A 15,250-nucleotide genomic window follows, 5' to 3' on the forward strand; every position below is an offset into this window, starting at 1 on the left:
CCCAGCTAAGGCGCTGTTCTGGAACAATTTGCACAATGACTGGAGCGTAAAGTGGCGACGATTATCGGCACCTCGGACAACGACCATCTGACCGGCGGCGGCGACGCCGACCTGCTGCTCGGGCGTGCAGGCGACGACCTCCTCGAAGGCGGCGCGGGCGACGACGCCCTGCGTGGTGAAGCGGGCGACGACGTGCTGGACGGCGGGGCGGGCGACGACCTGCTGCGCGGCGGCGAGGGCGTGGACACCTTCGTCGGCGGCGACGGCTTCGACCGGGTCAGCTTCTACGAGGCGAACGCGACGCAAGGGGTGGTCGCCGACCTGCGCACCCAGGCCATCCTCAACGACGGCTTCGGCAACACCGAGACCATGAGCTCGATCGAGGGCCTCGGCGCCGGCACCCGCTTCGCCGACACGTTCTACGGAAACGAGGCCCACAACCTGATCCTGGTCGGCGGAGGCGACACCGCCTACGGCTTCGGCGGGAACGACACCTTCCAGGTCGACGACGCGCCGGCCCTGATCGACGGCGGCGCGGGCGTCGACACCATCAGCATGTTCACCCAGTCCCGCTTCGTCGATCTGAATGGCGACGGGATCGCCGAGGTGGAGACCACCACCGACGGCGTGTGGGTCGACCTGGCGGCCGGGCGCATCCGCAACGACGGCTTCGGCGGCTCGGGCGTGATCACCGGCATCGAGAACGTCGGCGGGTCCGCCGGCGGCGACATTCTGGTCGGCGACGCCGGGGACAACGTCCTGCGAGGCCTGGACGGGAACGACAGCCTGCGCGGCGGCGCCGGGAACGACGTGCTGGACGGCGGCGCCGGCGACGACCTGCTGCGCGGCGGCGAGGGCGTGGACACCTTCGTCGGCGGCGACGGCTTCGACCGGGTCAGCTTCTATGAGGCGAACGCGACGCAAGGGGTGGTCGCCGACCTGCGCACCCAGACCATCCTCAACGACGGCTTCGGCAACACCGAAACCATGAGCTCGATCGAGGGCCTGGGCGCGGGCACCCGCTTCGCCGACACCTTCTACGGAAACGACCACGACAACATGATCCTGGTCAGCACCGAGGACACCGCCTACGGCTTCGGCGGGAACGACACCTTCCAGGTCGACGGCGCGGCCGTCCTGATCGACGGCGGGGCCGGCGTCGACACCATCACCTCCTTCACCCAGTCGCGCATGGTCGACGCCGACGGCGACGGCGTCGGCGAGGTCCAGTACGCCGCCAGCGGCGTCGAGGTCGACCTGTCGATCAGCTCGATCGTGAACGACGGCTTCGGCGACACCGGCACGGTCTGGAACGTCGAGAACGTCGGCGGCTCCTACCTCGACGACCGGCTGACCGGCGACGAGAACGCGAACACCCTGTGGGGCTTCGACGGCAACGACGAGCTGAACGGCCGCGGCGGCGACGACTTCCTGCTGGGCGGGGCCGGCGACGACCGGCTGGAAGGCGGGGACGGGCTCGACGTGCTGACCGGCGGCGAGGGCGCGGACACCTTCGTGTTCTTCGGCCTGGGCGCGGGCGGCGACACCGTCACCGACTTCGAGACCGGGGTCGACCACCTGTCCTTCGAAGGCGTCGGCGGCGTGGACGACTTCTCCGACCTGGTGATCACCCACAACGCCGCCGGCGACGTGGTGATCAGCGCGGCGGGCTTCGATCCGGTCACCCTGACGGGCGTGAGCTCGATCACCGCCGACGACGTCGTGTTCGGCGAGCCGGGCGTCGACGTGCTGGGCGATCCGCTGGGCGGTCCCGGCGGCTTCGACCCGCTCGGCGACCCGATGGGCGGCCGAGGCGGCGACTACCTGCTGTTCGCCTGACCGTAGCGGCGAGGACTGAGAGGGGCGGCTTCGGCCGCCCCTTTTCCATGTGCCCCCCTTGCGGGAGAGGGTTCGCGCTCACGCGCGGGAGATCTGTGCCGCACCTGTGAACTATCGTTCACTTGCCCACAATCTCAGGATGAGCCAGCGTCGCCGCGATTAAAGTCGGGGGACTTTCATGCTGACCGTCGAGAACCTCACCCACGTCTACAGCAACGGCACGCGCGCGCTGGACGGGGTGAACCTGAGCATCGCCAAGGGCATGTTCGGCCTGCTGGGGCCGAACGGCGCCGGCAAGTCGACGCTCATGCGTTCGATCGCCACCCTGCAGACCCCGACCTCGGGCGCGATCCGCTTCGGCGACATCGACGTGATCGCGGATCCGGAGGCGCTGCGCCGGACGCTGGGCTACCTGCCGCAAGACTTCGGCGTCTATCCGCGAGTGTCGGCCTACGACATGCTCGACCACATGGCGATCCTGAAGGGGGTGGCGGGCGGCCGCGAGCGCAAGGAGACGGTCGAGGCGCTGCTGAACCAGGTCAACCTGTGGAGCGTGCGCAAGAAGGCGCTGGCCGGCTTCTCCGGCGGCATGCGCCAGCGCTTCGGCATCGCCCAGGCCCTGATCGGCGGCCCGTCGCTGATCATCGTCGACGAGCCGACCGCCGGCCTCGACCCGGAGGAGCGCAACCGCTTCCTCAACCTGCTGGCCGAGATCGGCGAGAACGTGGTGATCATCCTGTCGACCCACATCGTCGAGGACGTGGCCGACCTGTGCCCGCGCATGGCGGTGCTGGCCGGCGGCAAGATCCAACTGGAGGGCGCGCCGCTGGAGCTGACCCAGCGACTGGCCGGCCGGGTCTGGAAGAAGAGCATCGACAAGAGCGAGCTGGAGGCCTGCCGGGCCCGCTACGAGGTGATCTCCACCCGCCTGTTCGCCGGGCGCACGATGATCCACGTGCTGGCCGACACCGATCCGGGCGACGGCTTCGAGCCGGTCCAGGGCGGGCTTGAGGACGTCTACTTCTCGACGCTGTCGGCCTCGCGCCGCGCGGCCGCCTGAGGCCTGTCGCCATGTTCGGAAAGATCGCGGGCTTCGAGTTCCGCTACCAGCTGCGCCAGCCCGTCTTCTGGGTGGTGGGCATCCTGTTCTTCCTGCTGTTCTTCGCCCTGATGGCGGCCGAGCAGTTCCATCTCAGCTCGGGCGGCAACATCCACAAGAACGCGCCCACCGCCGTCGCCATGATGCACATGGTCGGCGCCATGTTCTTCATGTTCGTCACCACCGCCTTCGTGGCCAACGTGGTGGCGCGCGACAGCGACACGGGCTTCGGGCCGATCGTCCAGTCCACCCGCATCACCAAGTTCGACTACCTGTACGGCCGGTTCCTGGGGGCCTTCCTCGCGGCGTCGGTCTGCTTCCTGAGCGTGCCGCTGGGGACCTTCGTCGGCTCCCTGGCGCCCTGGGTCGATCCCGAGACGCTGGGGGCCAATCACCTGGCCGACTACGCCTACGGCTACTTCGTCATGGGCCTGCCGGGCGTGTTCCTGACCTCGGCCATCTTCTTCGCGCTGGCCACCGTCACCCGCTCGATGATGTGGACCTATGTCGGCGTCGTCGGCTTCCTCATCGCCTGGACGACGGCGGCGATCTCGCTGGACCGGCCCGAGTTCCGCGACACGATGGCGGTCGTCGAACCCTTCGGCCAGGCGGCGTTCGCACAGGCGACGCGCTACTGGACCGCCGCCGAGCAGAACGCCGCCGCGCCCGCGCTGGAAGGATTCCTGCTCTGGAACCGCCTGCTGTGGACCGGGATCGGCTTCAGCATGCTGGCCCTGGCCTACGTCCTGTTCCGGTTCGAGACCAAGGGCGCCAAGGCCAAGAAGGCCGAGAAGCTGAAGCGGATGACCGAGGCCAAGGCCGAGGCCCCCGCCGCGGCCGGCCCGCTGCCCAAGCCCCGCTTCGGCGCCGCGACCGGCCTCGCGCAGCTGCGGACTCGCACGAAGCTGGAGATGGGCCAGGTGTTCAAGAGCCCGGCCTTCTTCGTGCTGCTGGCGCTGGGCCTGTTCAATTCGATCGGCGGCCTGTGGTTCGCCGACGAGATGTACGGCTCGCAGATCCGTCCGGTGACCTCGACCGTCATCCAGACCCTGAACGGCACCTTCAGCCTGATCCCGATGATCATCGCGATCTACTACGCCGGGGAACTGGTCTGGCGGGAGCGCGACCGGCGCACCCATGAGATCATCGACGCCACCGCCTTGCCGGACTGGGCCTTCGTCGCCCCCAAGACGCTGGCCATCGCGCTCGTGCTGGCCTCGACCCTTCTGATCAGCGTCGTGGCCGGCGTGCTGGTCCAGGCCATGAAGGGCTACGCCAACTTCGAACTCGGCAAGTACCTGCTGTGGTACGTGCTGCCTCAGGCGATCGACTTCACCCTGCTGGCCGTGCTGGCGGTGTTCATGCAGACCGTCGCGCCGCACAAGTTCGTCGGCTGGGGCCTGATGCTCCTGTTCATCATCTGGGGCTTCGCCTCGGGCAGCCTCGGCCTCGACCACAACCTGTACAACTACGCCGGCGGGCCGCGCGTGCCGCTGTCCGACATGAACGGCCAGGGCGACTTCTGGAAGGGCGCGGCCTGGTTCCGGGCCTACTGGTCGGCCTTCGCCCTGCTGTTGCTGGTGATCAGCTACGGCCTGTGGCGGCGCGGGACCGAGACGCGCATGTGGCCGCGACTGCGCCGCCTGCCGCGGCGGCTCAGCGGCCCGGCCGGCGCGCTGGCCGTCCTGGCGGTGCTCGTCTTCGTCGGGACCGGGGCCTACATCTTCGTCAACACCAACGTCTGGAACGAGTACCGCAACAACAAGGACGAGGACCGCTACCTCGCCGACTACGAGAAGGCCCTGCTGCCGTTCGAGAAGACGCCGCAGCCGAACGTGGTCAGCGTCAAGCTCGACCTCGACCTGCACCCGCACGAGCCGCGGCTGCACGCGCTGGGCGGCTACGTGCTGGAGAACCGCACCGACAAGCCGCTCGACGCCGTGCACCTGCGCTTCGACCGCGACGTGAAGATCAAGCGCCTGGCCATGGCCGGCGCGCGGGAAGAGAAGACCAAGTACGAGCGCTTCAACTACCGGATCCTCAAGTTCGACCGGCCGCTGCAGCCGGGCGAGTTCCGCACCCTGGTGTTCGAGACCGAGCTGTCCCAGCGCGGCTTCAAGAACCGCGGCAACACCACCCGGCTGGTCGACAACGGCACCTTCGTGAGCAACGCCGAGTTCGCGCCGCAGGTCGGGATGAACCGCAACGGCATGCTGCAGGACCGGGCCAAGCGCCGGAAGTACGGCCTGCCGCCCGAACTGCGTCCGGCCAAGCTGGAGGACGCCAGCGCCTACGGCCGCAACTACATCGGCGCCGACTGGGTCAACGCCGACATCACCGTGACCACCGACGCCGACCAGACCCCGATCGCGCCGGGCTACAAGATCAGCGACGTGACCAAGGGCGAGCGGCGCACCGCGCGCTTCCGCACCGAGGCGCCGATCCTGCACTTCTTCTCGGTGCAGTCCGCCCGGTACGAGGTGAAGAGCGAGACCTACAAGGGCGTCGAGCTCGCGGTCTACTACGACCGCCAGCATCCCTGGAACGTCGACCGGATGATCTCGTCGCTGAAGTCGGGGCTGGACTACTACCAGGCTGAGTTCGGCCCCTATCAGTTCCGCCAGGCGCGGATCATCGAGTTCCCGGGCTACGCCGACTTCGCCCAGGCCTTCGCCAACACCATGCCGTACTCCGAGGGCATCGGCTTCGTCGCCGACTTCCGCGATCCGGAGAAGATCGACTACGTCACCTACGTGACCGCCCACGAGCTGGGCCACCAGTGGTGGGCGCACCAGATCATCGGCGCCGACGTGCAGGGCTCGACCTCGCTGTCGGAGACCCTGGCCCAGTACTCGGCCCTGATGGTGATGGAGAAGACCTACGGGCCGGACAAGATCCGCAAGTTCCTGAAGTACGAGCTGGACAACTATCTGCGCTCGCGCGGCGGCGACGTGATCGGCGAGATGCCGCTGATGCGGGTGGAGAACCAGGGCTACGTCCACTACCGCAAGGGCTCGCTGGTCATGTACCTGCTGAAGGACGAGATCGGCGAGGAGGCGGTCAACCGCGCGCTCCGCAACCTGCTCCAGAAGCACGCCTTCAAGGGCGCGCCCTACCCGACCTCGAAGGACCTGGTGGCGGCGCTGCGCGCCGAGGCCGGGCCCGAGCACCAGCAGCTGATCACCGACCTGTTCGAGAAGATCACGCTCTACGACCTGAAGGCCAAGGACCTGAAGTCGAAGAAGCGGGCCGACGGCAAGTGGGACGTGACGGTGACGGTGGAGGCGCGAAAGCTCTACGCCGACGCCAAGGGGGCGGAGACCGCCGCCCCGATCCTGGGCGAGAGCTTCGACCTGGGCCTGTTCACCGCCGAGCCGGGCAAGAAGGACTTCGACAAGTCCGACGTGATCCTGTTCGAGCGCCGGCCGGTGAAGTCGGGCCGCCAGACCTTCACCTTCACGGTGGACAAGGCGCCGACCTGGGCGGGCGTGGACCCGTACAACAAGCGCATCGACCGCAACTCGGACGACAACCTGACCAAGGCCGGGGCGTAGGGGTTCGAGCGCTGAAGGACTGAGAGGGGCGGCTTCGGCCGCCCCTTTTTTGTTTGCTCCCTCTCCCCTTGCGGGAGAGGGTTCGCGTTAATCCGTCATCCCGGCCGTAGCGGAGCGAAGCGCAGCGGAGAGCCGGGACCCAGCAAGCGCGACGCGTGTTGCAGCCCGCGTCTCGCAGCGTTCAGGTCGAGTTGCTGGGTCCCGGATAAGCGCTGCGCGCTTTCCGGGATGACGGTCGTTAAATGCGATAGGCCGCGGGATCTTCACGCGTTCGCCGGCTTGGGTGGGCGGTAGAGCTTGCTCCAGTAGAAGTCCTGCACCATCCGCGAGGCCCTGGAGCGCACCGCCTTCAGGGCGGCGCGGCCGGCCAGGGAGTTCCCCCGGACCAGGCGCAGCAGGGCGCGCTGGCGGCCGCCCATCCTGGCCTTGTACTCCTCGTCGCCGTGGCCGAAGTCGAAGCTGCGGATGCCCGCGCCGTAGCACCAGCCGATCAGCTCCTCCATCAGAAGCCGCCCCGGGGAGAGCCTGGCCACCGGCCCGGCCTCATAGGTCGGCATCAGCCAGTAGAAGGTGTCGCTGGAGACCATGCCCAGGTGCGTCGCCACGATCCGGTCGCCGACCTTCAGGGCCGAGAGGTGGGCCTGCTGACCGAAGTCCTCGCGGGCGGCGACCTGGGAGAAGTAGGCGCTCCAGCCGGGCGTCTGGAAGTAGTCCTTGCCGGCGGTCTCCAGGTAGCGCCGGGTCTTCTGCTCGACCATGGCGTCGAAGAACTGGCGCGCGACCAGCGGCTCCCGGGCGATCTCGAACGACACCGGCCCCAGGTCCTGCAGGCGGCGGCGCTTGCGGCGGCTGTCGACGGCGTAGGGGTTCAGGCCGCGCTGGTAGTCGTCGTAGGCGCCGTCGAGCGGCAGGGCCCAGCCGGACTCCGAGCTCGAGCCAGACAGCCAGCGCAGCGGGTTCGGCTTGCCCTCGATCTCGGCCGGCATCTTGTCGAGGTCGGCGATGTCGAAGGCCGGCAGGGCCGCGCGCAGGGCGGCCCACAGCGCCTGGGCGCCCTCCCAGTCGATCTCTCCCGCGGCCGGGCCGAGCCGCACCGGGCCGGCGTAGTCGACCACGCCGCCGTCCAGGAAGGTGAGGGTCTTGAGGCCGTAGCGGCGCTCCAGCCCCAGCGGCAGCAGCATGACGCGGCGGCCGTCGTCGGCGCCGACCCGCACGAACACCGGCTCGGTGCGCCGGGCCTGGCCCATGGTGTCCAGCCACAGCGACAGATAGGCCGGCGACTGGAACAGGCAGGCCGCGCCGGGGTCGCCGCCGGCCGGCTCGGCCCAGGCCGCGGCCCACTGCGAAAAGCTCAGGGTCTCGACCTTGAACGCCATGTCAGCTCCCCGTCCGCCAGGCCCCGAGCTGAGCGGTGATGGAGCGGAACAGCGGGTGCGGGGGGTATGTTCCGGGAACGCCAGATCTCCCCCCTCTGGGGGGAGCCGCCCGCGCAGCGGGCGTGGGGGCTCCAGCGGAGCGCGGCGTGAGCCGCCTCACATCCCGTCACCCTCGGGACAAGCCCGAGGGTGACGATGTGGGATCGTCGCGCTCCGCTGGAGGCCCCCACGCCGCCTTCGGCGGCTGCTCCTCCGAGGGGGGAGATCTTAGGTTGCCCTTGGCGCCCCGCCTCGGCTCTGGTCTGTTCCGGCGCATGAACGCTTCCGCTCCCATCACCGTCGAGGCCCTGTATCAGCGGGCCCTGGCCGGCGACACCGCCGCCCAGTTCGCCCTGGCCCGCGTACTGGACCGCGAGGGCCGCCACGACCAGGCGGTGGCCTGGCTGCAGCGGGCGGCCGACGCGGGCGATGCGGCCGCGGCCGGCTGGCTGGGCGCGCGCCTCTTGGTCGGGCGGGCCGCCCCGTTCGCGCCCGACGCCGGCGCGGCCCTGGTCGAGCGCGCGGCGCAGGGAGGCTCGGCCGAGGCGCAAGTGCGGCTTTCGGTGCTGGCCGCCACCGGCGCCGGCCGGCCGCAGGACTGGACGGCGGCGCTGGACTGGCTGGCCCGCGCCGCCCAGGGCGGCGACGCCGGCGCGCGCACCCAGCTGGCCCTGCTGGCCGCCCTGTCGTCCCGCCCGGCCATCCCGGGCGCGGTCGACCCGTGGGCGACGGCGCGCGCGCAGATCAGCCTGGACGCCTGGCTGACCCCGCCGCCGGCCGAAGTGCTGTGCGAGACCCCGCACGTGGCCCGCCTGCCGGGCTTCCTGCATCCGGCCATCTGCGACTGGCTGATCGAGCGGGTGCGCCCGCGCCTGGCCCCGGCCCGGGTCTATGACGCCGAGGCCGGCGGGCGGCGCGAGCACGAGATGCGCTCCAACACCGGAGCCGGCTTCGGCCTGCTGGACACCGACCTGATCCTGGCCCTGGTGCGCGCCCGCGCCGCCGCCGCCGCCGGCGTGCCGGCCGCGGTGCTGGAGCCGACCAACGTGCTGCACTACGAGGTCGGCCAGACCTTCGAGCCGCACTTCGACTTCGTCGATCCGGAGGTGGCGCACTTCGCCGACGACCTGCGCCTGCGCGGCCAGCGCACCACGACCCTGCTGGTCTATCTGAACGACGACTTCGAGGGCGGCGAGACCGCCTTCCCCGACGCCGGCCGCAGCTTCCGCGGGGCCAAGGGCGACGCGCTGATCTTCCGCAACGTCGACGCCGAGGGGCGCCCGGACCGGGCCAGCCTGCACGCCGGGACGCCGCCGACGCGGGGCGAGAAGTGGCTGCTGTCGCAGTGGATCCGCGACCGGGCGCAGCCGATCGTTTGAGCGCGGCGGCAGATCTCCCCCCTTGGGGGAGCCGCCCGCGCAGCGGGCGTGGGGCCTCCAGCGGAGTGCGAGCTATCCACGTCGTCACCCTCGGGCTTGTCCCGAGGGCCCAGCGTTCAGCGCGCAATACGGCCCGACACGTTCGCGCACCGGATGACTGGGCCCTCGGACAAGCCCGAGGGTGACGGGTGGTGGAGCGGAGCTCGCGCGCTCCGCTGGAGCCCCCCATCGCCGCTTACGCGGCTCCCTCCCCCCGGCGGAGGGAGATCTATTCGCCCCCTACTGCACCGTCGCCTGCAGCATGGTCAGGGCCTGGCGGCAGAGGTCTTCGCACCGGTGGCAGGCGTCGGCGCACAGGCGGCAGTGCGGGTGGTCGGCGGCGTGCATCGAACACTCCTGGGCGCAGGTGGCGCAGGCGGTGGCGCAGGTCTCCAGCAGGCGGATCAGGGTCGGCGTGTTGGCCCCGGTGCGGCGCGTGGCGGTCGAGCCGGTCGCCAGGCAGATGTCGGCGCAGTCGAGGTCCAGCCGGATGCACTGGCGCAGGCGCACCACGTCGTCCTCGCCCAGGCACGCGTCGGCGCAGGCGATGCAGATCTGGGCGCAGTCGTAAGCCGCCTCCACGCAGCGGGTCAGGATCTCCTGCCCCGGCCCGCCGCGGGCCTGGGGATGCAGGGTCATCATCTGCTGGACGTGCATGGGGGACGCTCCGGGACTGGCGGTGTGGGAAGTGCGCCGGCAACGGGCGCGCGGGGGGCGCGGTTCCGGGGGTTTTGGCGTTTTGTCCGAACAGGATTTCCCGGGGCGGCGGGAAAAATGTTCACTTAATGTTCTCTTTTTGCTTGACCGGCCCGGGGCGGTCGGCTATCCCCCCGACACGGTGGACGGCTGCGCCTGAGGCGCGGGCTGACCGGATTTCTCCTGACATTGCGACCGCGTGAACCTTCTCCCCTTGAGGGAGAAGGAGGGACCCGCGCGCCGGAGCGAAGCGCAGGCCTGCGCGGGAGAATGAGGGGTTTCGCGACCTCTCGGCCCAGCGGCGGCTTGGCGCGAGCTCGGAGAGCGCAGCGCGACCCCTCATCCTCCCGCGCGGACCTCCGGCCCGAAAGGGCCTCCGGTGCGCGGGCTCCGTCCTTCTCCCTCAAGGGGAGAAGGGTTCTGAAAGCTTGGAGCTCCCCCATGCCGCGACCTTCGGATTACCGCGAGCACTACGGGGCGGTGGCGGAGGCGGCGCTGGCGGAGGGGGCGAGCCTGAGCGAGGCGGCGGCGGGGTTGTGCGTGGGGGCGCGCACCCTGCGGCGGTGGGCGGCGGCGTTTCCGGCCTTCGGCGCGGCGCTGGCGCGGGGGCTGGCCGAGGGCGCGCGCCGGCGGGCGCAGTACCGGGACGGGTGCGCCGGGCGGGTCGAGGCTCTGCTGGCGGAGGGCCTGTCGGGGCGGGAGGTGGCGGCGGAGCTGGGCGTGTCGCCGGCGACCCTGGCGGACTGGCGCGCGGCGCACGCCGACTTCGCCCAGGCCTGGGCGCGCGGGACGGCGCAGGCCCGGCGGCGCGGCATTTCGGGCGGGACTCGGTATCGGCCGGAGTTCTGCGAGATCGCGACGGCGTGCCTGGCCAAGGGCTGGTCGCAGACGGTGCTGGCCGACGAGCTGGGGGTCAGCCGCAGGACGCTGGCGAGCTGGATCGAGCGGCACGGGGCGTTCGCGGAGGCGGTGGAGCGCGGGCGGATCAAGGGCGCGCGACTGTGGGAGAGCCGGCTGGAGGCGGTGGCCGCGGCCGGCAGCGTGCAGGCCGTCATCTTCGCGCTGAAGCGGCTGGATCCGGAGCGCTGGGATGCGGAGCGGGCCCCTTCCACCGCCTTCGGCGGTCCCCCACCCCCAAAGGGGGAGGAGAGGGCCACGCGGATCGAGACGGTGTTCGTGGAGCCGAAGCCCGCGCTCCCCTCTCCCCTTGCGGGAGAGGGAGGGGCCCGGCGCGAAGCGACGGGAGGGTGAGGGGTCGCACTGCGCTTTCAGACCTCGCGCGCGGCGGTCGGCGAGCGGACAGGTCGCGAGACCCCTCACCCGCCCACGCTGACCTTCCCCCGGCGTTCGCCGGGGTCCGGTGCGTGGGTCCCACCCTCTCCCGCAAGGGGAGAGGGATCGCGCTCAGACGCTCGGGCTTGTCCCGCGGGTGACGATGATCAGGGCGAGGGCGGCGGGGCGGTTCGCCCCTCCCCCGCTTCGCAGGGGAGGAGAGCATGACGTCGACCCTTCGGTTCGAACGGCCGAGCGTGTTTCGGCCGCTGGTGGGGCCGGCCCGGTACAAGGGGGCGTGGGGCGGGCGGGGGTCGGGGAAGTCGCACTTTTTCGCCGAGCTGCTGATCCAGCGCTGCCTGGAGGGGCCGACGCGGGCGCTGTGCGTGCGCGAGGTGCAGGTCAGCCTGGCCCAGTCGGTGAAGCGGCTGATCGAGGACAAGATCGCGGCGCACGGGGTGGCCGGGACGTTCGAGGTGCGGCGCGACCGGATCGGTACGCCGGGCGGCGGGCTGATCGTGTTCCAGGGCATGCAGGACCACACCGCCGAGTCGGTGAAGTCGTTCGAGGGCTTCGACATCGCCTGGGTCGAGGAAGCCCAGACCCTGTCGGAGCGGAGCCTGACCCTGCTGCGGCCGACCCTGCGCAAGCCGGGTTCGGAGCTGTGGTTCTCGTGGAACCCGCGACGGCGGACCGATCCGGTCGACCGGCTGCTGAGGGGCGAGGTCCCGCCGCCGGGGGCCGCCGTGGTGCGGGCGCTGTGGTCGGACAATCCGTGGTTTCCGGCCGAGCTGGAGGCCGAGCGGCAGTTCGACCAGGAGCGCGCGCCGGAGCGCTACGCCCACGTGTGGGAGGGCGACTACCTGGCGGTGACCGAGGGGGCCTATTTCGCCGCCCAGCTCAACGACGCGCGCAAGACCGGGCGGGTGGGCGCGGTGGCGGCCGACCCGCTGGTGCGGGTGCGGGCGTTCTGGGATCTGGGCGTCAGCGACGCCACGGCGATCTGGGTGGCGCAGTTCGTCGGGCGCGAGATCCGGGTGCTGGACTATGGCGAGGGCCAGGGCCAGCCGCTGGCCTACTACGTGGACTGGCTGCGGCGGCGCGGCTGGGGCGAGGCGCTGTGCGTGCTGCCCCACGACGGGGCGGAGCGGGACGCGGTCAGCGCCGTGCGGTTCGAGGACCACCTGCGCCAGGCCGGCTTCGAGGTGACGACGGTCAGAAACCAGGGCCGCGGCGCGGCCATGCAGCGGATCGAGGCGGCGCGGCGGCTGTTTGCGCGCATCTGGTTCGACGCCGAGAAGACCGAGGCCGGGGTGGAGGCGCTGGGCGCCTATCACGAGCGGCGCGACGAGGCCCGGCGCGTGGGGCTGGGGCCGGCGCACGACTGGGCGAGCCATGCGGCCGACGCGTTCGGGCTGATGTGCGTGGCGTACGAGGAGCCGCAGGTGCGGCTGCGGCCGGAGGGGCGCGCGGGCGTGCGCCGGCCGGGCGGGTGGATGGGGTGATGAGCGCGTAGATCTCCCCCCAAGGGGGGAGATCTTTTCTGTCTCGGAAGCTGACACCGGGCGCTCCGCTGGAGGCCCCCACGGCGGCTTTCAGCCGCCTGCTCCCCCCGCCGGGGGGAGATCTTTGAAATAGCAGGAGAGAGACGATGGACGAGGACCACGCACCGGCGGGCGGCGGATCTCGCGTTCAGAGGCCCTGGTAGACGAGCCGGGTGAAGAAGGCGGGATCGATGACGAAATTCCCCCACTTGGCGTCGTACGCCGCCGTCGGCTTCGCCGCGAGGACCTCGTCGAGCGATTTTCCTTGCGCTTTCAAGGCCGCCACGTTGTCGCGAACGCCGACCAGCATGTCGCGGAAAGCGGCGAGCTGAGCCCGGTTTCCTACGGGGCCGTGGCCAGGCACGATCAGCGTCTTGTCGGTGACGCGGCCGAGGTCGACGTTCACCGCTCGGATCATGCCGTCGATGCCTCCGCCGTGGGCGTTGTCGATGAAGGGATAGACCCCGTTCCAGAAAGTGTCGCCGGTCGCCAGCACGTCCGGCTCGACGAAGTACACCGAGAGGTCGCCGTCGGTGTGGGACGGCTCGTACGGCCTGATCAGGATCGTGGTCCCGCCGAACTTCATCGTCCGGTCGCGCGCGAGAATTTCGGTGGGTCGCCCGGCCGGGGGCAGTGGCTGGAAAGTAAAATTCCAATCTTCGACCCGCTCGCTTCGAGAGACGTATTTGAGCGTGTTCGGGGTCGCGACGATCACTGCGCCAAGGTCGTGCACCCACGGATTGCCGTCGGTGTGATCCCAGTGCCAGTGCGTATTGGCCAGGTATTTGACTGGCCCGCCGCCCAATTGGTTGAGCGCCGCCTCGACGCGCGGACGTGAGACGGCGATTCCGGCGTCGACCATGAACTTGCCGTCAGGTCGGGCCAGCACCGTGATGTTGCCGCCCGAGCCTTCGAGCATGCTCAGACCTCCGCGCAGCGGCGTCGTCGTAATCTCGGCCCTAGCGGCTTCGGCGTTGATTTTCGTGACGGGGCTGTCGGCCTGCGCTGACGCCTGACCGGCGCCGGCGCAGCCCAGAGCGGCGGCCAGCAGCAGCGCGCGGAGCTTTGAGGTCATAGCCGTCTCCCGGTCGTTGTCCGTTGGGCGGCTCAACGGGGTCGGAACCGGGCCTGTTCCGGCGCCAGGGACCTCACCGCCTCATCGTCACACCTCGGTCTCACGCCTCGGCCAGCGACGTCGCCGCCTCGATGCGGGCCATATGGGCGCTTCCCCACTCACACAGGGGCGCAGCCGCGACCGCCAGGGTGCGCCCAAATTCCGTGAGGGCGTATTCCACCTTCGGGGGCACCGTCTGGTAGTCGCGACGCTCGACAAGACCGTCGCGCTCCATCTCGCGCAATTGCTGGATCAGCACCTTTTCGCTGACGCCGCCGACCAGACGGCGGAGCTCGCCAAACCGGCGCGGCCCCGGTCCCAGGTGGTACAGGATCAGCAACTTCCATTTGCCCCCGATCACCGCGAGGGCGGCCTCCAGGCCGCAGCCGAACGAACGGTCCATTCCGGCGTCCCATCGATTTCCAGGCACTTACCAAAAGGTAGGTACTGGTCGGGCCGAAACCACCCCCCATCTGCCTGACGCGGCTCGGCCCACCCGGTTCGAGCCGCGCACGAGTTCAAGATCGGAAATGCGTGAGGAGTACCGACATGGGCAGACTCGAAGGCAAGGTGGCCGTGGTCACCGGCGGCAACAGCGGCATCGGTCTGGCGACAGCCGAGCGGTTCGTCGCGGAAGGCGCCCGCGTGTTCGTCACCGGACGGCGCCAGGCGGAGCTGGACGCCGCGGCCGCCCGCATCGGCCGCAACGTGACGGCCGTGCGCGCCGACGTGTCAAACCTCGCCGATCTCGACCGGCTTTTCGCGACGGTGAAGGCCGAAGCGGGCCGCATCGACGTGCTGTTCGCCAACGCCGGCGGCGGCGAGTTCGCCCCCTTGGGGGAGATCACCGAAGAGCACTTCGACAGGACCTTCGCGACCAACGTGAAGGGCACGCTGTTCACCGTTCAGAAGGCGCTGCCGCTGATGGGCGAAGGGGGCTCGATCATTCTGACCGGCTCCACCGCGGCGAACGACGGCACGCCGGCGTTCAGCGTCTACGGCGCCACCAAGGCGGCGATCCGCAGCCTGGCCCGCCACTGGACCAACGACCTGCGCGGGCGCGGCGTCCGCGTCAACGTCCTGGCGCCCGGCCCCATTTCCACGCCCGGCCTGCACGGGTTGGCCGAAGACAAGGTCGCGCTGGAAGCGGCGCTGGCCGCGGACGTGCCGCTGGGCCGGATGGGCCGGCCCGAAGAAGTCGCCGCCGCCGCCCTGTTCCTGGCCTCCGACGACAGCAGTTTCGTGCACGGCTCAGAACTCTACGTCGACGGCGGCTTCGGCCAGGTCTGAGGCGCCGGC

At 70.5% G+C, this 15,250-nt stretch carries 11 protein-coding genes; 7 read left to right on the forward strand and 4 right to left on the reverse strand.

Features of this window, described 5'->3' with window-relative positions; translation table 11 throughout:
- The first annotated feature begins 51 nt into the window (after positions 1 to 51).
- From H8B08_RS19470 to H8B08_RS11970, 3 genes are all read left to right on the forward strand, one after another.
- Entirely contained in the window at positions 52 to 1,839 is a 1,788-nt protein-coding gene (locus H8B08_RS19470) for a calcium-binding protein (RefSeq protein WP_187450425.1), read from the forward strand.
- 178 nt (positions 1,840 to 2,017) lie between these two features.
- Positions 2,018 to 2,899, forward strand: coding sequence for an ABC transporter ATP-binding protein (locus H8B08_RS11965; protein ID WP_187450426.1), 882 nt, complete (start codon positions 2,018 to 2,020; stop codon positions 2,897 to 2,899).
- An 11-nt stretch (positions 2,900 to 2,910) separates the two neighbouring features.
- A complete protein-coding gene (locus tag H8B08_RS11970) occupies positions 2,911 to 6,492 on the forward strand; it encodes a M1 family aminopeptidase (RefSeq protein ID WP_187450427.1) in 3,582 nt (1,193 codons plus the stop codon).
- Between the two features lie 263 nt (positions 6,493 to 6,755).
- On the opposite strand, the gene H8B08_RS11975 is transcribed toward H8B08_RS11970, so the two are convergent.
- Entirely contained in the window at positions 6,756 to 7,868 is a 1,113-nt protein-coding gene (locus H8B08_RS11975) for a GNAT family N-acetyltransferase (protein ID WP_187450428.1), read from the reverse strand.
- Positions 7,869 to 8,182: 314 nt separating this feature from the next.
- Between H8B08_RS11975 and H8B08_RS11980 the strand changes: the two genes are divergently transcribed.
- Positions 8,183 to 9,286, forward strand: a complete 1,104-nt coding sequence (locus tag H8B08_RS11980; RefSeq protein WP_187450429.1) for a 2OG-Fe(II) oxygenase — start codon at positions 8,183 to 8,185, stop codon at positions 9,284 to 9,286.
- A 279-nt stretch (positions 9,287 to 9,565) separates the two neighbouring features.
- Here H8B08_RS11980 and H8B08_RS11985 read toward each other — a convergent pair whose 3' ends face one another.
- Complete coding sequence (locus H8B08_RS11985; protein ID WP_187450430.1) at positions 9,566 to 9,982, reverse strand: four-helix bundle copper-binding protein; 417 nt, start codon at positions 9,980 to 9,982, stop codon at positions 9,566 to 9,568.
- 480 nt (positions 9,983 to 10,462) lie between these two features.
- On the opposite strand from H8B08_RS11985, the gene H8B08_RS11990 reads away from it, so the two are divergent.
- Both H8B08_RS11990 and H8B08_RS11995 read left to right on the forward strand, forming a co-directional pair.
- Positions 10,463 to 11,272 (forward strand): helix-turn-helix domain-containing protein, encoded by an 810-nt coding sequence (locus tag H8B08_RS11990; protein WP_187450431.1) that lies wholly within the window; start codon positions 10,463 to 10,465, stop codon positions 11,270 to 11,272.
- A gap of 245 nt (positions 11,273 to 11,517) precedes the next feature.
- On the forward strand, positions 11,518 to 12,798 hold the full coding sequence (locus H8B08_RS11995; protein ID WP_187450432.1) for a PBSX family phage terminase large subunit: 1,281 nt from the start codon (positions 11,518 to 11,520) through the stop codon (positions 12,796 to 12,798).
- A 187-nt stretch (positions 12,799 to 12,985) separates the two neighbouring features.
- On the opposite strand, the gene H8B08_RS12000 is transcribed toward H8B08_RS11995, so the two are convergent.
- Positions 12,986 to 13,912, reverse strand: a complete 927-nt coding sequence (locus tag H8B08_RS12000) for an MBL fold metallo-hydrolase (protein WP_187450433.1) — start codon at positions 13,910 to 13,912, stop codon at positions 12,986 to 12,988.
- Positions 13,913 to 14,012: 100 nt separating this feature from the next.
- Positions 14,013 to 14,354, reverse strand: a complete 342-nt coding sequence (locus tag H8B08_RS12005) for a helix-turn-helix domain-containing protein (RefSeq protein WP_187450434.1) — start codon at positions 14,352 to 14,354, stop codon at positions 14,013 to 14,015.
- A 146-nt stretch (positions 14,355 to 14,500) separates the two neighbouring features.
- On the opposite strand from H8B08_RS12005, the gene H8B08_RS12010 reads away from it, so the two are divergent.
- On the forward strand, positions 14,501 to 15,241 hold the full coding sequence (locus tag H8B08_RS12010; protein WP_187450435.1) for a glucose 1-dehydrogenase: 741 nt from the start codon (positions 14,501 to 14,503) through the stop codon (positions 15,239 to 15,241).
- Positions 15,242 to 15,250 lie beyond the last annotated feature (9 nt).

Origin of the sequence: Caulobacter sp. 17J80-11 (assembly GCF_014349105.1) — a bacterium.
Lineage (GTDB): Bacteria > Pseudomonadota > Alphaproteobacteria > Caulobacterales > Caulobacteraceae > 17J80-11.